The sequence below is a fragment of the Shinella sp. GW821-FHT10F02 genome, from assembly GCF_058809275.1.
The window spans coordinates 76759-100840 of the sequence record NZ_JBXASL010000007.1 but is presented as its reverse complement, the minus strand read 5'-3'; the positions used below and the strand labels follow the sequence as shown (position 1 = coordinate 100840).

General features: G+C 64.5%; 21 protein-coding genes. 16 read left to right on the top strand and 5 right to left on the bottom strand.

The features are described 5' to 3' along the window. On the bottom strand, window positions 1-885 hold the full coding sequence (locus AC1RWL_RS21755) for a PhzF family phenazine biosynthesis protein (RefSeq protein ID WP_493096180.1): 885 nt from the start codon (window positions 883-885) through the stop codon (window positions 1-3). A 129-nt stretch (window positions 886-1014) separates the two neighbouring features. On the opposite strand from AC1RWL_RS21755, the gene AC1RWL_RS21750 reads away from it, so the two are divergent. The 7 genes from AC1RWL_RS21750 to AC1RWL_RS21720 all read left to right on the top strand — a co-directional run bounded on the left by AC1RWL_RS21750 (window position 1015) and on the right by AC1RWL_RS21720 (window position 8717). Further along, on the top strand, window positions 1015-2127 hold the full coding sequence (locus tag AC1RWL_RS21750) for a metallophosphoesterase (protein WP_493096181.1): 1113 nt from the start codon (window positions 1015-1017) through the stop codon (window positions 2125-2127). An 88-nt stretch (window positions 2128-2215) separates the two neighbouring features. Next, window positions 2216-3259 (top strand): LacI family DNA-binding transcriptional regulator, encoded by a 1044-nt coding sequence (locus tag AC1RWL_RS21745; protein WP_493096182.1) that lies wholly within the window; start codon window positions 2216-2218, stop codon window positions 3257-3259. Window positions 3260-3270: 11 nt separating this feature from the next. After that, a complete protein-coding gene (gene xylB, locus AC1RWL_RS21740) occupies window positions 3271-4725 on the top strand; it encodes a xylulokinase (RefSeq protein ID WP_493096183.1) in 1455 nt (484 codons plus the stop codon). A gap of 28 nt (window positions 4726-4753) precedes the next feature. Continuing rightward, window positions 4754-6064 carry a xylose isomerase gene (gene xylA, locus AC1RWL_RS21735; RefSeq protein WP_256119833.1) on the top strand — a complete coding sequence of 437 codons (1311 nt, stop codon included), beginning with the start codon at window positions 4754-4756 and terminating at the stop codon, window positions 6062-6064. Between the two features lie 332 nt (window positions 6065-6396). Beyond that, on the top strand, window positions 6397-7905 hold the full coding sequence (locus AC1RWL_RS21730; protein WP_493096184.1) for a methyl-accepting chemotaxis protein: 1509 nt from the start codon (window positions 6397-6399) through the stop codon (window positions 7903-7905). A 105-nt stretch (window positions 7906-8010) separates the two neighbouring features. Beyond that, window positions 8011-8361 carry an IS1/IS1595 family N-terminal zinc-binding domain-containing protein gene (locus AC1RWL_RS21725; RefSeq protein ID WP_493158477.1) on the top strand — a complete coding sequence of 117 codons (351 nt, stop codon included), beginning with the start codon at window positions 8011-8013 and terminating at the stop codon, window positions 8359-8361. After that, complete coding sequence (locus tag AC1RWL_RS21720; RefSeq protein ID WP_493158476.1) at window positions 8358-8717, top strand: IS1 family transposase; 360 nt, start codon at window positions 8358-8360, stop codon at window positions 8715-8717. Before AC1RWL_RS21725 ends, AC1RWL_RS21720 begins: the two co-directional genes overlap by 4 nt. 24 nt (window positions 8718-8741) lie before the next feature. On the opposite strand, the gene AC1RWL_RS21715 is transcribed toward AC1RWL_RS21720, so the two are convergent. Beyond that, window positions 8742-9773 carry a LacI family DNA-binding transcriptional regulator gene (locus AC1RWL_RS21715; protein ID WP_256119831.1) on the bottom strand — a complete coding sequence of 344 codons (1032 nt, stop codon included), beginning with the start codon at window positions 9771-9773 and terminating at the stop codon, window positions 8742-8744. Between the two features lie 167 nt (window positions 9774-9940). Between AC1RWL_RS21715 and AC1RWL_RS21710 the strand changes: the two genes are divergently transcribed. The 5 genes from AC1RWL_RS21710 (at window position 9941) to AC1RWL_RS21690 (ending at window position 16130) form a co-directional block, all read left to right on the top strand. After that, window positions 9941-11467, top strand: coding sequence for a sugar ABC transporter ATP-binding protein (locus AC1RWL_RS21710; RefSeq protein WP_435266344.1), 1527 nt, complete (start codon window positions 9941-9943; stop codon window positions 11465-11467). A 47-nt stretch (window positions 11468-11514) separates the two neighbouring features. Next, the gene (locus AC1RWL_RS21705) at window positions 11515-12525 is read left to right on the top strand and encodes an ABC transporter permease (RefSeq protein ID WP_256119829.1); all 1011 of its coding nucleotides are present in this window, start codon (window positions 11515-11517) and stop codon (window positions 12523-12525) included. Between the two features lie 64 nt (window positions 12526-12589). Then, window positions 12590-13543 (top strand): substrate-binding domain-containing protein, encoded by a 954-nt coding sequence (locus AC1RWL_RS21700; protein ID WP_435266343.1) that lies wholly within the window; start codon window positions 12590-12592, stop codon window positions 13541-13543. Between the two features lie 337 nt (window positions 13544-13880). Further along, complete coding sequence (locus AC1RWL_RS21695; RefSeq protein ID WP_493097220.1) at window positions 13881-14933, top strand: sugar phosphate isomerase/epimerase family protein; 1053 nt, start codon at window positions 13881-13883, stop codon at window positions 14931-14933. A gap of 12 nt (window positions 14934-14945) precedes the next feature. After that, window positions 14946-16130: a Gfo/Idh/MocA family protein gene (locus AC1RWL_RS21690; RefSeq protein WP_493097219.1), complete on the top strand. Its 1185-nt coding sequence runs from the start codon at window positions 14946-14948 to the stop codon at window positions 16128-16130. Between the two features lie 45 nt (window positions 16131-16175). Here AC1RWL_RS21690 and AC1RWL_RS21685 read toward each other — a convergent pair whose 3' ends face one another. Then, a complete protein-coding gene (locus AC1RWL_RS21685; RefSeq protein WP_439623851.1) occupies window positions 16176-17105 on the bottom strand; it encodes a cyclic di-GMP phosphodiesterase in 930 nt (309 codons plus the stop codon). A gap of 197 nt (window positions 17106-17302) precedes the next feature. On the opposite strand from AC1RWL_RS21685, the gene AC1RWL_RS21680 reads away from it, so the two are divergent. Both AC1RWL_RS21680 and AC1RWL_RS21675 read left to right on the top strand, forming a co-directional pair. Continuing rightward, the gene (locus tag AC1RWL_RS21680) at window positions 17303-18673 is read left to right on the top strand and encodes a GH1 family beta-glucosidase (protein ID WP_493097218.1); all 1371 of its coding nucleotides are present in this window, start codon (window positions 17303-17305) and stop codon (window positions 18671-18673) included. A gap of 85 nt (window positions 18674-18758) precedes the next feature. Continuing rightward, on the top strand, window positions 18759-20954 hold the full coding sequence (locus tag AC1RWL_RS21675) for a putative bifunctional diguanylate cyclase/phosphodiesterase (protein WP_493097217.1): 2196 nt from the start codon (window positions 18759-18761) through the stop codon (window positions 20952-20954). Here AC1RWL_RS21675 and trhO read toward each other — a convergent pair whose 3' ends face one another. Next, on the bottom strand, window positions 20955-21893 hold the full coding sequence (gene trhO / locus AC1RWL_RS21670; protein ID WP_493097216.1) for an oxygen-dependent tRNA uridine(34) hydroxylase TrhO: 939 nt from the start codon (window positions 21891-21893) through the stop codon (window positions 20955-20957). It abuts the gene before it with no gap. Window positions 21894-21949: 56 nt separating this feature from the next. Beyond that, entirely contained in the window at window positions 21950-22435 is a 486-nt protein-coding gene (locus AC1RWL_RS21665) for a CYTH domain-containing protein (RefSeq protein ID WP_256119821.1), read from the bottom strand. Between the two features lie 154 nt (window positions 22436-22589). Between AC1RWL_RS21665 and AC1RWL_RS21660 the strand changes: the two genes are divergently transcribed. Then, window positions 22590-23228, top strand: coding sequence for a 2-dehydro-3-deoxy-phosphogluconate aldolase (locus AC1RWL_RS21660; RefSeq protein WP_493097215.1), 639 nt, complete (start codon window positions 22590-22592; stop codon window positions 23226-23228). Window positions 23229-23365: 137 nt separating this feature from the next. Then, window positions 23366-24058 carry a tellurite resistance TerB family protein gene (locus tag AC1RWL_RS21655; RefSeq protein WP_256119819.1) on the top strand — a complete coding sequence of 231 codons (693 nt, stop codon included), beginning with the start codon at window positions 23366-23368 and terminating at the stop codon, window positions 24056-24058. The last annotated feature ends 24 nt before the right edge of the window (window positions 24059-24082 follow it).

Here is a 24082-nt window from a genome sequence, read left to right as displayed (position 1 = left end):
CTAGACGCTCAGGGTTCCGCTCATCACCGGCACGCAGGCGCCGCCGATGCGGACGGTGTCCCGGTCGACGACCTCGACGGAGAGCAGGCTCGGCCGCTGCATGTCGATACCCTGCGCCACCTGGAAACGGCGCGGCCTGCCGCCCTCCAGGCTGGCGATCAGCGCGCAGGCTGCCGCTGTGGCACTTCCCGTTGCGGGGTCCTCCGGCAGGCCGTCGAAGGGCGCGAACATGCGGGCGGTGAAATCCACCGTGCCGTCGTCTTCCCGCAGTTCCCGGCAGTAGAGATAAATCGCATCGACGCCATCCGCCGGCAGGATGGCGGAAAAGGCCGAGAGGTCCGGCTTGGCGCGTTGCAGGGCCTCGCGCGTGGCGATTTCGACGATGATGAACGGCAGGCCGACCGAGGCGATGCAGGGCTGGTGCAGGCGGAAGGCGATATCCGCCTCCGACAGCGACAGGCAAGCGGCAACGCTTTCGGGCGCGATGCTGCGCCCGACCGAAAGCGGCTGCGGCGCGGTCAATTGAACCTGGTCGACCTCGCCCTCCTCGCGCAGGATCTGCGCCCGCACGAGCCCCGCCGCCTCCTCGAAGACGAATTCCTCCACCGGTCCGGCCTCTTCCATTGCCGCCAGCACATAGGCCGTGCCGACATTGGGATGGCCGGCGAAGGGCACCTCGACGGTGGGCGTGAAGATGCGCACATGCGCCGTATGCCGGTCGTCTTTCGGGCGCAGCACGAAGCTCGTCTCGGAATAGTTGAATTCCCGGGCAACCATCTGCATCTCTTCGCCGGTCAGGCCATCGGCATCGAGCACGACGGCGAGCGGATTGCCGCCGAACCGGGTCCGGGTGAACACATCGACCGTGTGAAAACGCAGCTTCATCATCCGCCTCCCTGAAAGCTTGGTGGTAACAAGTCGGAAGGCATCGCTCAAGGCTGGATCGTTCGGCCTCTGTACGCCAGCGTCGTCCTGCCGCAAAATGCGGGACATCAGTTTGCGCCGGAGATCCGCATGCCCTTCCAGCCCACCCGCCGCCATCTCCTGACCGGGGCCGCCGGCCTCGGTCTGTCCTTCGCCTTGCCCCGCATGCCCCTTCTGGCGCAGACCGCGCGGCCGGCGACGGATGCGACCTTTCTCTTCTCCTGCGACGTGCATGCCTGCCTCGTCTCGGCCGACAGCCTCAGCCCGAACTGTGCGGATGAGGGCAAGACGGATGCGGCGCTGCTCCGGCATGTCGCGGCGGTCAACACCGTCGGCGGTCTCATCTGGCCGGCGGAGATCGACGGCAAGCCGTCCGGTCTTGCGAGCGCCGGCACGCGCATCGCCACGCCGCTCGGCCTCGTGCTGGGCGGCGACATGACGGACGACGGCGGCGGGCAGGTGAAGGTGCCGGGCGAGGGGCGCCAGCTCCAGCAATTCGCCAGCCGCTACCAGCAGGGCACCGGCCCGGACCGGGTGCACTATCCCGTCTATAACGGCCTCGGCAATCACGATCTCGACCAGGACGGCGTGTCGCCGCATCTCGACTGGTATCGCCGCGAACTGCGCGACTATGTCGAACTGAACCATCGTTCGACCGTGTTCTACAAGGCGCCCGTGCCGGTGACGAATTATGACATCGATTCCGACAACTATTCCTGGGATTGGGGCGGGCTGCATCTCGTGCAGCTCCAGCGTTTTGGCGGGGATGATACGAAGGGCGCGATCAGCGGCTTGCCCTGGCTCCAGCAAGACCTCGCCACCTACGCCGCGGACGGCCGGCCTGTCGTGCTCTTCCAGCATTACGGCTGGGACCAGTTTTCCACCGAGCATTGGGATCCCGCGGCAAAGACCTTCGATCCGCATGGCGCCGGCCCCGCGCACTGGTGGAGCGACGAGGAGCGCGCCGGTCTCATCGCCACGCTGAAAAACCACAATGTCGTCGGCATCTTCCACGGCCACGAACATCCGACGCCGATGATCTACAACCGCGAGGGCTATGACATCTTCAAGCCCATTGCGACCTTCCTCGGCGGCTTCGCGCTGGTCCGCATCACCGACACCGTCATGGACGTGGCGCTCGCCCACGCGGGACAGAATCCGGGCGACATCGTCTTCACCCACGCGTTCAGCAAGCGCCTCTAAAGCGAAAAATGCGCTCGAATCCTTCGCCTGGAAATTTCTGATTTACGTACATCAAAAATTCCTCTAAAGGGTCTCGGACGGAGGAGCGATGAGACCCACGGTTCACGATATTGCCGATACGGCGGGCGTCAGCCTTGCGACGGTCGACCGCGTTCTGAACGACCGGCCGGGTGTGCGCGGCGTGACGAAGGCCAAGGTCGAGGCGGCCATCGCGTCCCTTGGCTATGTGCGCGACGTGGCGGCGGCGAACCTGGCGAAGAGCCGCGTCTATCCGCTCGTCTTCATCCTGCCCGCCGGTGACAATCCCTTCATGCGCGGGCTGGAGGCGGAGGTTCGCCGTGCCGGCTTTCATTCGGCGGCCGAGCGCACGCGGCTTTCCGTCGTGCCGGTGCCGGCCTTCGATGCCGCGGCCCTGGTCGCCGCGATCGAAGCGGCCATCGCCGAGCAGGTCTCCGGCATCGCCGCCGTCGCGGTCGATGCGCCGGAGGTTGCTGCGGCGATCGGCCGGGCGCATGCGGCCGGCGTTCCTGTCGTCACGCTCGTCTCGGATCTCGCAAATTCCGGCCGTGATCATTTCGTCGGCGTCGACAACGTCGCCGCCGGCCGCACCGCAGGCAGCCTGATGGGCCGTTTCCTTGGCAGCCGGCCAGGCTCCGTCGCGGTACTCGCCGGCTCGATGCGCGTGCGCGACCACCGCGAACGTCTCGACGGCTTCCTCGCCACCATCGCGGACATGCCGGTCGGCCGCGCGGTGCTGCCGGTGCTGGAAGGGCAGGATGATCCGAAGCTGTCGCTGTCGCTGGTTTCCGGCTGCCTGGAATCCACGCCGGACCTCGCCGGCATCTACAGCCTCGGCGCCGGCAACCAGGGCCTCGTCGCGGCCCTCGCCGACAGGACGGATCTCTGCGTCATCGCCCACGAGCTGACGGCCCACACCCGCGCAGCCCTCGAAACCGGCATCATTGACGCCGTGCTCAACCAGGATGCCGGCCACGAGGTGCGCAGCGCCATCCGCGTGTTGCGCGCCAAGGCGGACGGCCTGCCGGTCATTGCCGCGCAGGAGCGCATCCGCCTCGACATCTTCATCAAGGACAACCTCCCGGCCGGCCCGGACGAGGACGATAACAACTAGGGAGCAACACCATGTATCTCGGGATCGACCTCGGCACGTCCGGCGTCAAGGCCATGCTGATCGCCGCCGACCAGGCCGTCATCGGCTCCGCCTCCAGCAAGGAGGTTGCGACCACGCGCCCGCATGCCGGCTGGTCGGAACAGGACCCGGCCGACTGGGTCCGCGCGACGGAGGAGGCGATCGCCGGCCTGCGTGCCGCCCACCCGGCGGAACTGGCGGCCGTGCGCGGCATCGGCCTTTCCGGCCACATGCACGGCGCGACCCTGCTCGACGGCGAGGACAAGGTGCTGCGCCCCTGCATCATGTGGAACGACACGCGCAGCCACCGCGAGGCAGCGGCGCTCGATGCCGATCCGCGCTTTCGCAAGATCACCGGCAACATCGTCTTCCCCGGCTTCACCGCGCCAAAACTCGCCTGGGTGAAGGCGAACGAGCCGGATCTCTTCGCCAAAATCCGCTGGGTCCTGCTGCCAAAGGACTTTTTGCGCGTCTGGCTCACCGGCGAGCATATGTCGGAAATGTCGGATTCCGCCGGCACCGCCTGGCTCGATACGGGTGCGCGCAAATGGTCCGGTGAACTGCTTGCCGCGACCGGGCTCGAAGAGCGCCAGATGCCGACGCTCGTCGAAGGCACCGACGCCGCCGGCACGCTGCGGCCGGAGCTGGCCGCGAAATGGGGACTTGGCGACGGCATCGTCGTTGCCGGCGGGGCGGGGGACAATGCCGCCTCTGCCTGTGGCATGGGCACGGTCCGCGAGGGCGCGGCCTTCGTCTCGCTCGGCACCTCCGGCGTGCTCTTTGCCGCCAATGCGACATACCTGCCGAACCCCGAAAGCGCCGTGCACGCCTTCTGCCATGCGCTTCCGAACACCTGGCACCAGATGGGCGTCATCCTCTCGGCCACCGACGCGCTGAACTGGCATTCGCGCGTCACCGGCGCCTCCGCCGCCGATCTCACCGGGGAACTCGGCGAGACGCTGAAGGCGCCATCCGGCGTCACCTTCCTGCCCTACCTCTCCGGCGAGCGCACGCCGCACAATGACGCGGCGATCCGCGGCGCCTTCCTCGGCCTCGGCCATGAGAGCGGCCGCGCGGTGCTGACGCAGGCAGTGCTGGAAGGCGTCTCCTTCGCCATCCGCGACAGTCTGGAAGCCCTGAAATCCGCCGGCACGCAGCTTTCCCGCGTCACCGCCATCGGTGGCGGGTCGCGTTCGCGCTACTGGCTGAAATCCATCGCCACGGCGCTCGACCTGCCCGTCGACCTGCCGGCAGACGGCGATTTCGGTGCCGCTTTCGGCGCCGCCCGCCTTGGCCTCATCGCCGCGACGGGTGCCGACCCGGTCGCGGTGTGCAGCGCACCGGCGACAGCCGAGACCATCGAACCCGAGACGGCGCTCACGGCCGCCTACGAGGACGCCTACCAGCGCTACCGCCGCCTCTACCCGGCGATCCGCGCCGCTTACTGACCGAACAAACACAACAGAGGAGACACCCATGGCCACCGGCTTCTTCGGCGATATCGCCAAGATCAAGTATGAAGGTCCCGAAAGCACCAACCCGCTCGCCTTCCGTCACTACAATCCCGATGAAATCGTTGCGGGCAAGCGCATGGAAGACCACCTGCGCTTCGCCGTCGCCTATTGGCATACCTTCGTCTGGCCGGGCGGCGATCCCTTCGGCGGGCAGACGTTCCAGCGCCCGTGGTTCGAGGATTCGATCCAGGCGGCGAAGCTGAAGGCGGACGTCGCCTTCGAATTCTTCCAGCTGCTCGGCGTGCCCTTCTATTGCTTCCACGACGCCGACGTGCGGCCGGAAGGCAAGGATTTCGTTGAAAACACCAAGAACCTCAACGAAATTGTCGATTATTTCGAGAAGAAGCAGGCGGAGACCGGCGTCAAGCTGCTCTGGGGCACCGCCAACCTCTTCTCCAACCGCCGCTATATGGGCGGTGCGGCGACCAATCCGGATCCGGATATTTTCGCCTTCGCCGCCGCGACGGTAAAGACCTGCATCGACGCCACCCATCGCCTCGGCGGCGACAATTACGTGCTGTGGGGCGGCCGCGAAGGCTATGAGACCCTGCTCAACACCAATATCGGCCAGGAGCTCGACCAGCTCGGTCGCTTCGTCAACATGGTCGTCGAATACAAGCACAAGATCGGCTTCAAGGGCGCGATCCTCATCGAGCCGAAGCCGCAGGAGCCGACCAAGCACCAGTACGACTACGACGTCGCCACCGTTTACGGCTTCCTCAAGAAGTATGGCCTCGAGAACGAGGTGAAGCTCAATATCGAGCAGGGCCACGCCATCCTCGCCGGCCATTCCTTCGAGCATGAACTGGCGCTCGCCAACGCGCTCGGCGTCTTCGGTTCCATCGACATGAACCGCAACGACTACCAGTCCGGCTGGGACACCGACCAGTTCCCCAACAACGTGCCGGAAATGGCGCTGGCCTACTACCAGGTCCTCGCTGGCGGCGGCTTCACGTCGGGTGGCACCAACTTCGACGCAAAACTGCGCCGCCAGTCGATCGACCCGGCGGACCTGTTGATCGGCCATATCGGCGGCATGGATTGCTGCGCACGCGGCCTGCGGGCGGCGGCGAAGATGATCGAGGACAAGGCGCTCTCCGCGCCGCTCGCCGATCGTTATGCCGGCTGGCAGAAGCCCGAGGCGCAAAAGATCCTGTCCGGCGGCTCCTCGCTGGAAGCGCTGGAAGCCTACGTGCTCAAGGACGGCATCAACCCGGAGCCGCGCTCCGGCAAGCAGGAGCTTCTGGAAAACGTGGTCAACCGCTACGTCTGACCGAACACTTCCCGACGATAACAAGAGGGCGCCCTTCCGGCGCCCTTTTTGTTTGCGAAGTCATGCCTCACGTAAGGTGAGATATACTTTTGCCTACGTAAACTGAGTCTCGTACGACCTTCGTATATATTGATGTGTTTGATAACAATAAGCGAGAGATCCATATAAATTTGCGATTCAATTGCGATTTATCAATTCTGGTTCAAGTAATTCATCGGCGACTATAGTGTTTGTTTACTGTCTCCTGCAAAGAATCGCGACAGGCTGGATGCGAGAAACCCGATTCGGGACTTGGCGCCGGCCACCATTCCAACAGCTTGAGGATTTGTCCGATGTCAGCGCAGGATGCCAAGACCCAGCAACTGAATGAACGCCTGCAGTTCGTCGCGCTCGACAGTGGCCAGCGCGATGCCCTGAAGCGGGCGCTGCCGACGATTTCGGCCTCGCTCGACGGCGCGCTCGACATCTTCTACCGCAAGGCCCGCGCCACGCCGGAAACGGCCCGCTTCTTTTCCAGCGAGGCGCATATCCAGAGTGCCAAGGGCCGGCAGGCCAAGCACTGGGAGCTGATCGGCTCGGCGCGCTTCGATGCGCAATATGTCGATGCCGTCACCACGATCGGCCGCACGCACGCCCGTCTCGGCCTGGAGCCGCGCTGGTATATCGGCGGTTATGCGCTGATCCTCGAAGCGATCGTCGAGAGCGTCGTCGCCAAGCATCTCGATGGTTTCCTCTACCGCAAGAAAGCGGCCGCGCTCGGCGAAGAGATTTCGGCCATCGTCAAGGCGGCGCTGGTCGATATGGACTATGCGATCTCGGTCTATCTGGAGGCCCTTCAGGAGGAGCGTGAGAAGGTGGAGGCCGAGCGGCAGGTGCTGAATGCCGAGCAGGAAGAGGCGCTCGGCGCACTCGACACCTCGCTCAACCGTCTTGCCGGCGGCGACCTGACTGCTGCCATCACCAGGCCGCTCGCCTCGCAGTTCGAGGGCCTGCGCTCCAACTTCAATGCCGCGATCGACAAGCTCGACGACACGCTCGGCGCCATCGTGACGGCGGCGGAGGATGCGGCCGGCAATTCCGGCGAGTTGGTCAACGCCACGGACGACATGGCGAAACGCACCGAGCAGCAGGCGGCCTCATTGGAGGAAACCGCGGCCGCCGTGGAGCAGATCACCACCATTTCCCGCGAGGCGGCGCACCGGGCGGAGGAAGCGCGCCGCGTCGTCGGCAGCGCGACCGAAGAGGCGAAACGCTCCGGCGCGGTGGTCGAGCAGGCGGTTTCGGCGATGAGCGCGATCGAGGATTCCTCGCGCAAGATCACGCAGATCATCGGCGTCATCGACCAGATTTCCTTCCAGACCAACCTTCTGGCGCTGAATGCCGGCGTCGAGGCGGCGCGGGCGGGCGAGGCGGGCAAGGGGTTTGCGGTGGTGGCGCAGGAGGTGCGCGAACTCGCGCAGAAATCCGCGGACGCGGCTCGGGAGATTAAGGCTCTGATCGACAAGTCCTTCGAGGACGTGCTGCTCGGCGTGTCGCTGGTCAACAAGACCGGCGAGGCGCTGCACCATATCGGCGAGCAGGTTGTGCATATCAACGGGCATATCGACGCGATCGCCAGCTCGGCCCGCGAGCAATCCGCCGGCATTTCGGAGATCAACAAGGCGGTCGGCAGCATGGACCAGATGACCCAGCAGAACGCCGCGATGGTGGAAGAGACCAACGCGGCCACGCACAATCTGATGCAGATCAGCACGACGCTGAAGGGGTTGGTCGACCGGTTCACAGTGTCGGCGGGGCGGGGGGAGCGGGCGGCCAAGGCGGGCCAGCGCCGCTACGGGTGAGGCTCCCCCCTCTGCCCTGCCGGGCATCTCCCCCTCAAGGGGGGAGTGTTTACACGGAACGCTTTTGAGGTTCTGCTATGGGGGTGATTTGCGTGGAGGCAGGTGATGGATTGCCCGGGCTGTGGTGGTGTCGATCTGGTCAAGCGCGGCAGCAAGGCCGGCCATCAACGCTATCGATGTCGCACCTGCGGCCGCTATAGCACCGACAGTCAGCCCCGGTTTAGCGCGAAGACCAAGGCCATTGCGATCGAGATGTACATGAATAGCATGGGCATTCGGGCGATCGGCCGAGTGCTGGAGGCATCGCCTGCAACGGTCCTGAACTGGATCCGCAAGGAGCATGCTGCCTTGCAGCGCAAAGTGGCCCAGGCCGAGCCGATGGACACCGCCATGCCCGATGTCATCGAGATGGACGAGATTTACACTTATGTCCAAAAAAACAGCAGCGGGCAGTGATCTGGACGGCCTATAGCCGTCGCCACCGCCGGGTCGTCGCATACCATATCGGCGATCAGGGCGTGCGCAGTGCCATGGCCATCTACGCTTTGGCCAAAGCGACCGTCGGCCAGATCAGTACCATCTTCACCGATGCCAACTCCTGCTATCATCTGGCCTTCGAGCGGATCGAGGCGGACGAACCGCATCGGCAGACCAAGGCGCAGACCCACCTCATCGAGTCCTCGAACGCCTCGTTCCGCGACATGCTGGCCCGCTTCAACCGGAAAACAAAGCGCGCCTCAAAGACACTCGAAATGCTCCAGATCACACTCGACATCTTCCTCGCAAGAAAACGCCTCGCGAGTCCAACATGAACACTCCCCTCAAGGGGGATAGGCCTACCGTTTCTGAAACCGCCGCGAGGGCGCCGTCACGGAGTTCCGCACGATCAGGTCCGGCCGCAGCAGGATCTCGGTTTCCGGCGGTTCGCTGCCGGAAAGCAGTTCCAGCAGCAGCGCCATGGCGCTCTTGCCGATGGCGGTGCGGGGTTGGCGGATGGTGGTGAGGGAGGGCGTCATGAAGGTCGCTTGCGGCACGTCGTCAAAGCCGGTGACCGAAAAATCGCCGGGAATGTCGTAGCCGCGAGCACCAAGCCCGATCATCACGCCGATCGCCGTCTGGTCGTTGACGCACATGAAGGCGGTGGGAAGCGTGTCGCGCATGAAGAGCTGTTCGAGCGCGAGGCGCCCGCTTTCGATCGTGCCGTCGCCTTCCAGGATTGTGCGCTCTCCCGGTGGCACGCCTGCGGCATCGAGCCCGGCATCGTAGCCCTGGCGGCGGCGGCTATAGGCGAGGCGCGTGCGCGAATCGCCGATGAAGGCGATCTTGCGGTGGCCCTCGGCGACCAGAAGATCGACCGCCTTGCGCGCGCCCTCGATATCGTCGACGCCGACATAGGGAATGCCGCCATTATAGACCGGCTCGAAGACGCCGACGCTCGGCGGCAGGCGGGCCGTCATGGACTGGTGGCCGAAGGGCAGGATGCCGGTGAACAGGATCAGCCCGGCCGCCTGGTTGGAATTCAGGAATTTCAGATATTCGAGCCCGCGCTGCGGGTCGTTGTGGGTATGGCCGATCAGGATGCCGTAGCCGTGCGAGCGCGCCTCGTTTTCCAGGCCGACCAGGATGTTGGAAAAATTCGGGTCGCCGATATCGGGCGCTACGACGAGAATCATGTTCGACCGACCGAGGCGCAGGCTGCGCGCCATGGCGTTCGTCGTATAGCCTGTAATGGCGATGGCCTGGTTGACCTTCAGCCGCGTCGAGTTCGCCACCTTTTCCGGCGTGTGGATCGCCCGGGAAACGGTCGCGATCGAGACTTGCGCGATCCGCGCGACATCTTCGATCGTGGCGGGGCTGGAAGATGACACTCTATTTTCTCACTCGGCTCGCATTGCGGCGACACTACACAGACTTGTCTGAGGGTCAAACGGCGCTTGGTGAAAATTGCGGATATCCAGTGATGTAAACCTTTACATAGATCATGTAAAGGTTTACATCATGGCTCAAGCGGTCGAGGAGCCGCAGGGAGGAAATCATGAATCCGGACGCTGCCGACGGGGCTCCCGTCGTTCTTTCCGCGCGCCGCATCAGCAAGTCTTTCAGCGGCGTGCAGGTGCTTTTCAGCGTCAATTTCGAGCTTCGCGCCGGCGAAATCCATGCTCTGATGGGTGAGAACGGCGCCGGTAAATCGACGCTCGTCAAGATCCTGTCCGGCTTCGAGCAGCCGACCTCCGGTGAAATCCTCCTCGATGGCCAGCCGGTGAAACTGCCGCCGAACGGGCAGGCGGAATCGCTCGGCATCGTCATCATCCACCAGGAATTCAACCTCGCCGAACACCTGACCGTGACCGAGAGCCTGTTCCTCGGCCGCGAAGTGACGCGCTACGGCATGCTCGACCGCAAGTTCATGCGCGGCGAGACGCGCCGCGTGCTCGACCAGCTCGGCTCGCATGTCGACGAGAATGCGCTGATCAGCTCGCTGTCGATCGCCGACAAGCAGATGGTGGAGATCGCCAAGGCGATCAGCCGCGATGCGCGCATCATCTTCATGGACGAGCCGACCGCCGTGCTCTCCCGCGAGGAGACCAATTACCTGTTCCGCCAGGTGCGCAAGCTGCGGGAAAAGGGCACCTCCTTCGTCTTCGTCTCGCACAAGCTCGACGAGGTGATGGAACTCACCGACCGCGTCACGGTGCTGCGCGACGGGCAATGGATCAAGACGGCGCCGACCAGCATTCTCGACGGCGAGTCGATTGCGCAGCTCATGGTCGGCCGCGAGCTTTCCAGCCTCTACCCGTCCAAGCAGGAGCCGAGCATCGACGAGGAGGTGACGCTCTCCGTCGAGGGGCTCACGACGCATTATGTCAAGGATGCGAGCTTCGAGGTGCGCAAGGGCGAGATCCTCGGCTTTTCCGGCCTGATCGGCTCCGGCCGCACGGAGCTCATGGAGGCGGTGGCGGGGCTCCGCTCGCGCCTTTCCGGCGAGGTTTTGGTGCGCGGTGAAAGTGTGCCTGGAGGCGACGTGCATGCCGCCAACCGCGTCGGCATCGCCTATATGACCAAGGACCGCAAGCACAAGGGCCTGCTGCTCAACTCCCGCATGACCGCGAACCTGACGCTGCAATCGCTCGATCGGCATGGCCGCTATGGCTATCTCAACCCGAAGAGCGAGGCGGAGGCGCTGGAGCGGGCACGCCGGCGCTTCGATATCCGCGTGCGCGACGGCCGGGTCGTCGCCGGGCGCATGTCGGGCGGCAACCAGCAGAAGCTGCTGCTCGCCAAGGTCATGGAGACCGAGCCGGACATCATCATCATCGACGAGCCGACACGCGGCATCGATGTCGGCACCAAGCAGCAGATCTATCACTTCATTTCCGCACTCGCCCGCGATGGCAAGTCGATCATCGTCGTCTCCTCCGAGATGCCGGAGATCATCGGGCTCTGCACGCGCGTCGCCGTGATGCGGGAAGGGCGGATCGTCGGCATTCTCGAAGGCGAGGAGATCTCTGAACAGGAGATCATGCGCTATTCGGCAGGGTTGAAGAAGAAGGCCGCCGCCTGAGCCATCGGCCGGGCGGCATCAAACAACAAATTACGTCGGGGACGAACATGACGGCAGGCGAAGACGCGGTCGAAACGAAGAGCAGGGGCCGCAGCTGGCGGGACATCGATCTGAGGGCCGTCGCGCCCTTTGCGGCGCTGGCGCTGCTTCTGATCGTCGGTGCGCTGGTCAATCCCAACTTCATCGGCATCAACAACCTGGCGAATGTCGCGACGCGCAGCGCCTTCATCGCGATCATCGCGGTGGGCGCCACCTTCGTCATCTCGTCAGGCGACCTCGACCTTTCGGTTGGCTCCATGGTGGCCTTCGTCGCCTCGATCATGATCATCTTCATGAATTCCGGCGCGATCGCCGATCCGGGCCTCATGCTGGCGGCCGCGGTCGTGCTGACCATGGTCATCGGCGGCGCCTGTGGTCTCGCGAACGGCCTCATCACCACCGTCGGCCGGATCGAGCCCTTCATCGCCACGCTCGGCACGATGGGTATCTATCGCGGGCTGACCACCTGGCTGTCGCAGGGCGGCGCGATCACGCTGCGCGAGCCGGAATTGCAGGCGCTCTATCGCCCGGCCTATTTCGGCTACATCCTCGGCGTGCCGGTGCCGATCGTCGTCATCCTCGCCGTCACAGCCGTCGCGGCCTTCATTCTCTACCGCACGCGTTATGGTCGCCATGTGGTGGCGGTCGGCTCGAACAGCGACGTCGCGCGTTATTCCGGCATTCCGGTGAACCGCGTGCGCACAATTGCCTTCGTCATCCAGGGGCTCTGCGTCGCGATTGCCGTGCTTCTCTACGTGCCGCGCCTCGGCTCCACCTCGGCAACGACCGGCATCCTGTGGGAGTTGCAGGCGATCACCGCGGTCGTCGTCGGCGGCACGGCGCTGAAGGGCGGGGCAGGGCGCGTCTGGGGCACGATCTGTGGCGCCTTCATTCTCGAACTGGTCGGCAACATCATGCTGCTCTCCAACTTCATCAGCGAATATCTGATCGGGGCCATCCAAGGCGCGATCATCATCATTGCGATGCTCGTCCAGCGCTCGCTGGTGCGGAAGTCGTAAACCTCTAGCCGGGTCCACAGGTCGCCCGGCCGCGAAGTAAAGACCTGCATTTGGGAGGAAACTCATGCGCAAGAAACTATTGGGCCTGACGGTTGCCGCGATGGCGCTGGTGGCCGGCGTCGTCCACGCACAGGAAGAAAAGAAGGTAACGATCGGCGTTTCGATCCCGGCCGCCGACCACGGCTGGACGTCCGGCGTCGTCTTCCATGCCGAACGCGTCGCCAAGCTCCTCATGGAGCGCAATCCGGGCCTTAACGTCATCGTCAAGACCTCGCCGGACCCGGCAAGCCAGGCGAATGCCGTGCAGGACCTCGAAACGCAGGGCATCGACGCGCTCGTCATCCTGCCGACCGATCCGGATCCGCTGGTCAACGCCATCAAGGAAGTGAAGAGCAAGGGCACGTTCGTCGCCCTCGTCGACCGTGCGCCGAGCACCAACGACAATTCCGTGCGTGACCTCTATGTTGCCGGCAACAACTTCGCGCTCGGCCAGACGGCCGGCGAATATATCAAGACCACGACGCCGGAAGCCGAAGTCGTCGTCATCCGCGGCATGGCGATCCCGATCGACCAGGAACGCCAGGACGGTTTTGACAAGGGCATCGAAGGCTCGGGCGTCAAGATCCTCGACCGCCAGTACGGCAACTGGAACCGCGATGACGCCTTCAAGGTCATGCAGGACTACCTGACCAAGTACCAGAAGATCGACGTCGTATGGTGCCAGGACGACGACATGGCTGTCGGCGTGCTTCAGGCCATCGAGCAGGCCGGCCGCACGGACATCCAGTATGTCATCGCCGGTGCCGGTTCGAAGGACATGATCAAGAAGGTCATGGACGGCGACAAGATGATCCCGGTCGACGTGCTCTATCCGCCGGCAATGGTGGGCACGGCGCTCGAGATGACCGTCGCCAACTTCTACGGTCAGGTTCCGGTGCGCGGCGTCTACACGATCGACGCGACGCTGGTGACCAAGGAGAACGCGAAGGACTTCTACTTCCCGGATTCCCCGTTCTGATCTGACAGCAATCGAGCCGCCCGGGACATGATGACCCGGGCGGTTTATTTTGCTGGTTTGCAAGCCCACGCTCCATTCTCGACGTCATCCTCGGGCTTGACCCGAGGATCCACTCTCCAGCAGAGGCCATGGATCCTCGGGTCAAGCCCGAGGATGACGGAGGAGAGGTAGGAGTGTTGCCAGCCCCAATGTCACAAGCGCTTTTTGCCGCGCGGCGGTGATTTCAGCATTGCCCGACCCGCCAAAGGCCGATAGCTTTCCGCACGTTGCGGTACGTACCGCAAAAATATCTTCGACTGGCCGCCCGGTGCGGTCAGGTCATGGGAGGAAGTCACCGATGAAGACGATCAAGGGCCCGGCCCTGTTTCTCGCGCAGTTTGCCGGCGATGCCGCGCCGTTCAATTCCTGGGACTCGATCACCAAATGGGCCGCCGATATCGGCTACAAGGGCGTGCAGGTCCCGACCTGGGATGCGCGCCTCATCGACCTGAAGAAGGCCGCGGAATCCAAGACCTATTGCGACGAATTCGCCGGCAAGGCGCGCGAAAACGGCGTCGCGGTCACCGAGCTTTCCACCCATCTCCAGGGCCAGCTCGTCGCGGTTCATCCCGCCTATGACGAAGCCTTCGACGGTTTTGCGGCACCCGAAGTGCGCGGCAATCCGAAGGCGCGCCAGGCCTGGGCTGTGGAGCAGGTGAAGATGGCGCTGACTGCCTCCAAGCACCTCGGCCTCGATGCCATGGCAAGTTTTTCCGGCGCGCTCGCCTGGCCCTTCGTCTATCCGTGGCCGCAGCGGCCGGCGGGCCTCGTCGAGACTGCCTTCGATGAGCTTGCGAAACGCTGGAAGCCGATCCTCGATCATGCCGAGGATAACGGCGTCGACGTCTGCTACGAGATCCATCCGGGCGAGGATCTGCACGACGGCATCACCTACGAGATGTTCCTGGAGCGCACCGGCAACCATGCTCGCGCCTGCATGCTCTACGACCCGTCGCACTATGTGCTGCAGTGCCTCGACTATCTCGACAATATCGACATCTACAAGGACCGCATCCGCATGTTCCATGTGAAGGATGCCGAGTTCAACCCGACCGGCCGGCAGGGCGTCTATGGCGGTTTCCAGGGCTGGGTCAACCGCGCCGGGCGCTTCCGCTCGCTGGGCGATGGCCAAGTCGATTTCGGCGCGGTCTTCTCCAAGATGGCGGCCAACGACTTTGCCGGCTGGGCCGTGGTCGAATGGGAGTGCGCGCTGAAGCATCCGGAGGATGGCGCGCGCGAGGGGGCGGAATTCGTCAAGGCGCATATCATCCGCGTGACGGAGAAGGCGTTTGACGATTTCGCCGATTCCGGCACCGATGAGGCCGCCAACCGCCGTATGCTCGGACTTTAAGGAGGAATACCCATGGCAATCGAAGGAAGCGCAAGCGAAGCGCGGGAGAGCCGGATTCGGCTGGGCATGGTCGGCGGCGGCTCCGGCGCGTTCATCGGCGCGGTGCACCGCTTTGCCGCGCGGCTAGACGATCACTACGAACTCGTTGCCGGCGCGCTGTCGTCCTCGGCGGAGAAAGCCGTGCAGTCGGCGCGCGAACTCGGGCTCGATCCGTCGCGCAGCTATGGCAGCTTCAAGGAAATGGCGATCCGCGAGGCGAAGCTGAAGAACGGCATCGAGGCGGTGGCGATCGTCACGCCGAACCACGTTCATTACGAGGCGGCCAAGGAATTCCTGAAGCGCGGCATCCACGTCATCTGCGACAAGCCGCTGACCTCGACGCTGTCGGACGCCCGCAAGCTGAAGAAGCTGGCGGAGGAGAGCGGCGCGCTCTTCGTGCTCACCCACAATTACACCGGCTATCCGATGGTCCGCCAGGCGCGCGAGATGATCGCGAATGGCGAGCTCGGCACGATCCGCCTCGTGCAGATGGAATATCCGCAGGACTGGCTGACGGAAGACATCGAATCGGGCGGCCAGAAGCAGGCGGCGTGGCGCACGGACCCGACGAAATCGGGTGCTGGCGGCTCCACCGGCGATATCGGCACCCATGCCTACAATCTTGGCTGCTTCGTCTCGGGCCTCGACCTTGCCGAGCTTTCCGCCGATCTCGACAGTTTCGTGCCGGGCCGCCGTCTCGATGACAATGCCCATGTCATGATGCGCTTCAAGGAGAAGGACGGTGTCGCCGCCAAGGGCATGCTCTGGTGCAGCCAGGTCGCGCCCGGCCACGAGAACGGCCTGAAGGTGCGCGTCTACGGCACCAAGGGCGGCATCGAATGGGTGCAGGCCGATCCGAACTACCTGTGGTACACGCCCTTCGGCGAGCCGAAGCGCCTGATCACCCGCAATGGTGCAGGCGCCGGTGCCGCGGCCGCGCGCATGAGCCGCGTGCCCTCCGGCCATCCGGAAGGCTATCTCGAAGGCTTCGCCAACATCTATTCGGAAGCCGCGCGCGCCATCCACGCCAAGCGCAACGGCACAACGCTCGATCCCGCCGTCGTCTATCCGACGGTGGACGATGGCCTCAAGGGCATGGTCTTCGTCGATGCCTGCGTGCAGTCCTCGAAGAAGAACGGTGCCTGGGTGAAGGTCTAGGCAAAGCCGCCGGCTGCCGCGCCATCGCGGCGGCCGGTGTTCCCGTCAGGGAAAAATGCTGCCGAGGCGGAGCACCAGTTTCTTGTCGAACAGGTGGCCGCGGTCGTACATCCAGTTGAGCGCGTCGCGCGTCGTCCACGGCCGCTTGTAGGGGCGCGTGCTGGTCAGCGCCTCGAAGACGTCGCAGACGGTGGCGAGGCGGATTTCCGGGCTGAGCTGTTCAGCCTTCAGGCCGAGCGGGTAGCCGCTGCCGTCGAGCATCTCGTGATGGTAGCGGCAAATGTCGAGCACGGTGTCGGAGACGTTGCCCTGTTTCTTCAACAGGCGGTAGCCGATCTCCGGATGGCCGCGCACCAGGCGTCTTTCGTCCGTATCGAGCCCGCCCTTCTTGTTGAGGATGGCGTTCGGCACCATCAGCTTGCCGACATCGTGCAGCAGGCCGGCAACGCCCAGCTCCCGCACCGCGCCGTCCTCATAATGCATCAGGCGGGCCAGCCGCATCATCAGCGCGCTGACGGCCAGCGAATGCACGTAGGTGCCTTCGTCCTTGGTCTTCAGCCGCGTGACCTTCAAAAAGATATCCGGGGCAGCGTCGATGCGGTCGGAAATATCGTCGGCGACCGGCCCGAGTGCCTCGATTTCAAGCTGGCCGGCTTGCGCGGCGGCAAAACTTTCGCGCAGCGACCGGGCGGACTGCGCCACCGTTTCGGTGGTGAGCTTGCGCTCCTCCGCCTGCTTTTGCGCGGGCGAGAGGGCGGTGGCCGTGTCGATGTCGACGGTGCTCTTCTGCGGATTGACCAGCGCATAGGCGGCGGAGGTAGCGAGGATGGCGCGCACGGTCTCATCGGACTGCACGAGGAACCGCCGGTCCGAAAACTCGGCGTTTGGGCATTCCACCGATTCCACGAACATGCCCTTTCGGACAAGATGCTTTGGAATTCGCCGTACCACGTAAGTGTCTCCGTCCCAAGCCATGGACACTTTAAAGGGCAAGGTCCTAACCTTCGTTTAAGGAATGGCTGATTAATACGCGCCTGGGTGAGGTGGATTGACGGTGGCCAATCTGGTCGCGCAGGGCATGAAGACCATTGATTTTTGCTGAAAACGGCAATACTGCAACGTTGCAGTAGGCTCGCGGGCGCCCCTCCCGCCGCATTTCAGAGACGATGACGATGGATCCCAAGACCTTTGCCGGACGTTTTCCCGGTGATTTCGTGTTCGGCGTGGCGACGGCCGCCTTCCAGATCGAGGGGGCGACGAAGACCGATGGCCGCAAGCCGTCGATCTGGGATGCTTTTTCCAACATGCCGGGCCGGGTCTATGGCCGCCACAATGGCGACGTCGCCTGCGACCATTACAATCGGCTGGAGGAGGATCTCGATCTCATCCAGTCACTCGGCGTCGAGGCCTATCGTTTCTCCATCGCCTGGCCGCGCATCATTCCGGAAGGCACCGGGCCGGTAAACGAGAAGGGGCTGGATTTCTACGACCGCCTCGTCGACGGCCTGAAGGCGCGCGGCATCAAGGCCTTTGCGACGCTCTACCACTGGGACCTGCCGCTGATGCTGGCGGGCGACGGCGGCTGGACGGCGCGGCAGACGGCCTATGCCTTCCAGCGCTACGCAAAAACGGTCATCGCCCGGCTCGGCGACCGGCTGGATGCGGTGGCGACCTTCAACGAGCCCTGGTGTTCCGTCTGGCTCAGCCATCTCTATGGCATCCATGCGCCCGGCGAGCGCAACATGGATGCGGCGCTGCACGCCCTTCATTTCACCAACCTGGCGCACGGCCTCGGCGTCGCGGCCATCCGCTCCGAGCGGCCGTCGCTTCCCGTCGGTCTCGTGCTGAACGCCCATTCCATCCATGCTGGCAGCGACGATGCTGCGGATCAGGCGGCCGCCGCCCGCGCCTTCGATTTCCACAACGGCGTCTTTTTCGGTCCGGTCTTCAAGGGCGAATATCCGGCATCCTTCCTCACCGCGCTCGGCCACCGCATGCCGGCAATCGAGCCGGGCGACATGGAGACGATCAGCCAGAAGCTCGACTGGTGGGGCCTCAATTATTATACGCCCATGCGCGTTTCAGACGATCCGGCGGAGGGCGCGGAGTTCCCGGCAACGGTGCCGGCCCCGCCGGTCGTGGACGTCAAGACCGATATCGGCTGGGAGGTTTTTGCACCCGCGCTCGGCGATCTCATCCGCAAGCTCAATGCGGATTATACGCTGCCCGACTGCTACATCACGGAAAACGGCGCCTGCTACAATATGGGCATCAAGGACGGCTTGGTCGACGACCAGCCACGCCTTGACTACATCGCCGACCATCTCGGCATCACGGCGGACCTGATCGGCGAGGGCTATCCCATGCGCGGTTATTTCGCCTGGAGCCTGATGGACAATTTCGAGTGGGCGGAGGGTTACCGCATGCGCTTCGGCATCGTGCATGTGGACTACGAGACGCAGCTGCGCACCGTGAAGAAGAGCGGCCACTGGTATGCAGCCCTTGCCGTCCAGTTTCCGAAGGGCAACCACCGCACGACCTGAGGCTGTTATCCCTCGCATTGTCGCCTGTACCGTAAAGGATTCATAACGGTTCTGCCGCATCATCGCAGCTTGGTCGGAGAAGACGATGCTGCGACTTGCGCGCCACCTTTCTGGCATGATCGGCGCCCGACGACTTGCGGTCGTCCTGGGCGTGCTTGCGTCGTTTGCCGTCGTCGTCAGCCTTGCCACCATTCTCGTCATGATGGCGCTCGGTTTCCTCGCGACCCGGGCGAACGAGCTCGACCAGGAGCGCACGCGCCAGACGGTGTATGGTGCGCTCTCCTCCATGCGCAGTTCCATGGTCACCACCGTGCGGGACTATTCGGTGTGGGACGATGCGGTAACGGCCGTTTACGGCAAGGCCGACATGCCCTGGCTCACCACCAATATGGGGCTCGCAACGGAAGGCGGACCGCTTTTCGATACCGTTTTTATCGTCGATGAGAAGGGCGGCACCATGCTCGCCTATCGCGACGGCGCGCCCTTCGAGGCGGACGCACGCGCCTATGGCGGGGCAGCCTTCGTGGAGATGCACCGCAAGATCCTGCATGCCGGCCTGGAGCCGGGTGAGGAACTAGGCGCCTTCCTGCAGACGCCGGACGGGCCGGCGGTCGCGGCCGTTTCGGCCATCCGCCCGGTTTCCGATGCGGTGAAGGCGCCGGCGGATGCGCTGCGCACGCTCTTCATCATCCGGCATCTCACGCCGGCGCGCATCGCGCGCATTGCCGAAAACTTCCTGATCTCCGGCCTGATGCTGGAGGAGGGGTCTCCCGAGGGGCACAACGGCGTGGTCCTGACCGATCCCGACGGCAAGACGCTGGGCTTCCTTTCCTGGACGCCGAGTTCGCCCGGTGACCAGAGCTATGCGCAGGTGCGCCCGCTCGTCCTGCTGGCGCTTGCCGGCGTGATCTTCTTCTTCGCGCTGCTCGTGCTGACGGGCGCCGCCTTCGCGATCCGCCTCAAGGCCGATGAGAACACGGCGCGCACCCAGGCCCTGACCGACCGGCTGAGTGGGCTCAGGAACCGCACGGGCCTCTATCTCGGCCTCGACGAGTTGAACGCCCGCGCAATCGTCGAGGCGCGCGACGTGGTGATGCTCTATCTCGATCTCGACGGCTTCAAGGACGTCAACGATTTTTACGGCCATGCGGTCGGCGACCGGCTGATCCGAGGCGTTTCTGCCGGGCTGTCCCGCCTCGTGCCGGCAAAGGCTATGCTCGCCCGCATCGGCGGCGACGAGTTCGCCATCGTCTTCCTCGACAGTGCCGACGGCGGAGAGGCCGAGCGCCTCACCCGCTCCATCCTCGACTTCTTCTCAGAACCCTTTGCGATCGGCGAGCGTGTCGCCGTCGTCGGCGCCAGCATCGGCCTTGCCGTCTCGCGCAAGGGCGTGGTCCTGGGCGAGGAACTGTTGCGCCGCGCCGACGTCGCCATGTACCGGGCAAAACATGCTGGGCGCGGGCGCGCCATGCACTACGAAACGCTGATGGACGACGACCGCGACGAGCGGCGCGAGATGGAGGATGCGCTGCGCGCCGCTGTCGTGCGCGGCGAGATCGACGTGGTGTTCCAGCCGATCGTCAAGGCGCGCGGGCGCGAGATCTGCGGCGTCGAGGCGCTCGCCCGCTGGTATCGCGGCGGCACGGTGTCGGTGCCGCCGGATGTGTTCATTCCGCTGGCGGAAGCGACCGGCGTCATCGATGTGCTCGGGCCGCTGGTGCTGCGCCGTGCCTGCGAGGCGGCCCGCAACTGGCCGGAGATCGGCGTTTCGATCAATGTCTCGCCGGCGCAGTTCCGCAATCCCTATTTCCCGGACCAGGCGCTCGGCATCATCGAGGCCACCGGCATCGAGCCGTCGCGCGTCACGCTGGAGATCACCGAGGGCTATTTCATCCAGAATCCCGGCCGCGCCAAGCTCGTCATGGACCGGCTGAAGGCCGGCGGCGTGCGCATCGCGCTCGACGATTTTGGCGCCGGCTTCTCCAGCATCGGCTACCTCATCCGCTTCGGCTTCGATCGCCTGAAGATCGACCGCTCGTTGACCATTGCCGGCGAACAATCGGCAAAGGGCGGAGCGATGTTGCAGGCGACGGTGGCCCTCGCCGCCTCCTTCGACATGCCGGTGACGGCGGAAGGCGTGGAGACCGCGGAACAGGCCGCGTTCCTGCATCTCTGCGGCTGCGACCAGCTCCAGGGCTATTTTTTCGCGCGGCCGATGAGCGAGAAGGCGATCGGCGAATTGCTGGCGCCGCCGACCGACGTGCAGGCGGTCGCGGGCTGATTATTTGCCGAGGTGGCGTTCGCCGCGCTTTTTGGCGAGGTCCATCTGCTTCTGGCGCTGGCGGAAGCGCAGGCGGTCCTCTTCGCTGCGGCTCGCGTGGCAATGCGGGCAGGAGACGCCGGGCTCGTAGAGCGCCGAGGTGGTGTCTTCAGCCGTCAGCGGATGGCGGCAGGCGCGGCAGAGCTTGTGCTCGCCTTCCTCCAGCCCGTGCAGCACGGAGACGCGCTCGTCGAAGACGAAGCAGGCGCCTTCCCACAGGCTCTCTTCCGCCGGCACCTCTTCGAGATATTTCAGGATGCCGCCCTTGAGGTGAAAGACCTCGTCGAAGCCCTGTTCCTTCATGAAGGCCGTGGCCTTCTCGCAGCGGATGCCGCCGGTGCAGTACATGGCGATCTTCGGCTTGTTGTGCAGGCCGGTATTGTTGCGCACCCAGTCGGGAAACTCGCGGAACGTCTTGGTGTTCGGGTCGACCGCGCCCTTGAACATGCCTATCGCCGTCTCGTAGTCGTTGCGCGTGTCGATGACGATGGTGTCCGGATCGGAGATCAGCGCGTTCCAGTCCGCGGGCGCCACATAGGTGCCGACGGAGCGGGTGGGGTCGATATCCTCGACGCCCATGGTGACGATCTCCTTCTTGAGCCGCACCTTCATGCGCAGGAACGGCATGTCGGCGGCAAAGCTTTCCTTGTGCTCCAGCCCGGAAAATTCCGGCTGGCTGCGCAGGAAGGCGAGCACCGTGCGGATGCCGGCATGGGGGCCGGCGATCGTGCCGTTGATGCCTTCATGGGCGAGAAGCAGCGTGCCGCGCACGCCGTTTTCCTCGCAGAGCGCCTGCAAGGGGTCGCGCAGATCCGCAAAGCGCGGAACCGAGACGAAATGATAGAGCGCGGCAACCAGGAAGCCGCTTTCCGGAGCGGGTGAGGAGATCTCGTTTGTCATCGCCGCCACATACAGCTTCGGCGCATTCCAGGCAATGCGGCGCTCTGTTGCAGCTCTCAGGCGAGCTGGCGCAGGCTCGCGCCGTTGCTGGCGCCGAGCGCCATGGACTGGTTGGAATACTGGCTTTCACCGGTAACCTCGCGGCCCACCCAGTTCGGCAGGTCCGGGTCGTCGTGGATCGATGCAAGCTCGACCTCGGCGATCACCAGGCCATGATGGGCGCCGCCATAGACGTCGACTTCCCAGACATAGCCCGCGTGCGGCACCTTGTAGCGCACCTTCTCGATGACATTGCCGATCGCATGGCGGAGCATGTCCTCGGCCTCGTCGCGGTCGATGTCATATTCGTATTCGTCACGGACGAGCACGGCGTGGCCGATCTTGAGGGTCATGCGGGCCTTCCCGTCGCCAAAGATGCGGACGCGGAGCGACCGGTCCTCCTGGGCAACGATATAGGCCTGCCGTATGGCGATGCCTTCATCTGCAAAGGTGCGCCAACGCTGACCGGACACCAGGAACTTCCGCTCGATCTCTTTTGCCATAGGCACGCTTTCGCTGTTTGAGACAGGCTTAAGGCGACGGGCAGACTACACGATAAGTGTGTCATGACAAGTCCATGAATCTTGCTTTAAGCTCGACATGACGTCGCAGACGCGCTATTCGGGTCCCAATTCAATCGTTTTAAAAGGTCATGCCATGAGCGAGAAAAACGCCAAGCTCCTTTCCGTCCTGAAGCTGCAGCCGGTGGTGCCGGTGCTGGTCATCGACGACGTCAAGACGGCCGTTCCGCTGGCGCGGGCGCTGGTCGCGGGCGGGCTGAAGGCCATCGAGATCACGCTGCGCACACCGGCCGCCCTGGAGGCGATCCGCGCCGTTGCCAACGAGGTCGAGGGCGCCGTCGCCGGTGCCGGCACCATCCTCAATGCCGCGCAGTTTGAGGCGGCCGTGGAAGCCGGCTCGCAGTTCGTCGTCAGCCCCGGCACGACGCAGGAACTGATCGACGCGGCGCACGATTCCGACATCCCGCTGCTGCCGGGTGCGGCGACCGCAAGCGAAGTCATGGGCCTTCGCGAAGAGGGCTACCAGGTGCTGAAGTTCTTCCCGGCCGAACAGGCAGGCGGGGCCGCTTACCTCAAGTCGCTCGCCTCGCCGCTGGCCGGCACGCTGTTCTGCCCGACGGGCGGCATCTCGCTGTCGAATGCCCGCGACTATCTCTCGCTGCCGAACGTCATCTGCGTCGGCGGCTCCTGGGTCGCGCCGAAGGACCTCGTCGCCAAGGGCGACTGGGCCGGCATCACCAAGCTCGCCGCGGAAGCCGCAGCGCTCAAGAGCTGAGGCCCAAGTTCAACGGATTTGCAAGCGGGCGGCCTTTGGTCGCCCGTTATGCGTTTGTAATCCTCCGCGCGCATTCCTATCTTGCCTTGCAGTCGGCCCTTGCGATGACAAGAGAACAAGCGAAACGGAGACGCCCTATGTTTGACGCCAAGAAGTTGCTTGACCAGTTCCTCGGTTCGCAGGTGCCCGGCGCCGGTGGATCCGTGCGCGATCGCGCCGGCCAGGTCACCCAGCTCGCCAAGGACAACCCGCTCGCCTCGATCGCCATTGCCGGAGTTCTTCTCGGTACGGGCACCGGCCGCCAGGTGGCAGGCTCCGCGCTGAAGCTCGGCAGCCTCGCCGCCATCGCGGGCCTCGGCTACCAGGCGTACAAGAACTACAAGGCCGGCCAGAACCCGGTTGAGACGACGCAGGGCACGACCCCTGAACTGCTGCCCCCGCCGAGCGATTCCGGCTTCCACCCCGAAGCCGTCAGCACCGATTTCGCCCTCATCCTCGTTCGCGCCATGATCGCCGCCTCGCGTGCCGACGGTCATATCGACGAGGCCGAGCGCGCCCGCATCATGGACAAGCTGAAGGTCTCCGGCCTTGGCGCCGATGCCGCGCAGTTCCTTGAAGAGGAGCTTGCCAACCCGGTCGATCTCGACGCGATCATTTCCGCCGCCACGACCGAAGAGCAGCGCGTCGAGCTCTACACCGCCTCGCGCCTCGCCATCGAGCCGAAGTCGCGCGCCGAACGCGGCTATCTCGACCTGCTCGCCGGCCGCCTCAACCTGCCGGATGCGCTGGTCGACCATATCGAAGCGACGGTTTCCGCCGCCACCGTCTAAGTTCATGAGGGGAGCGGCCGAACG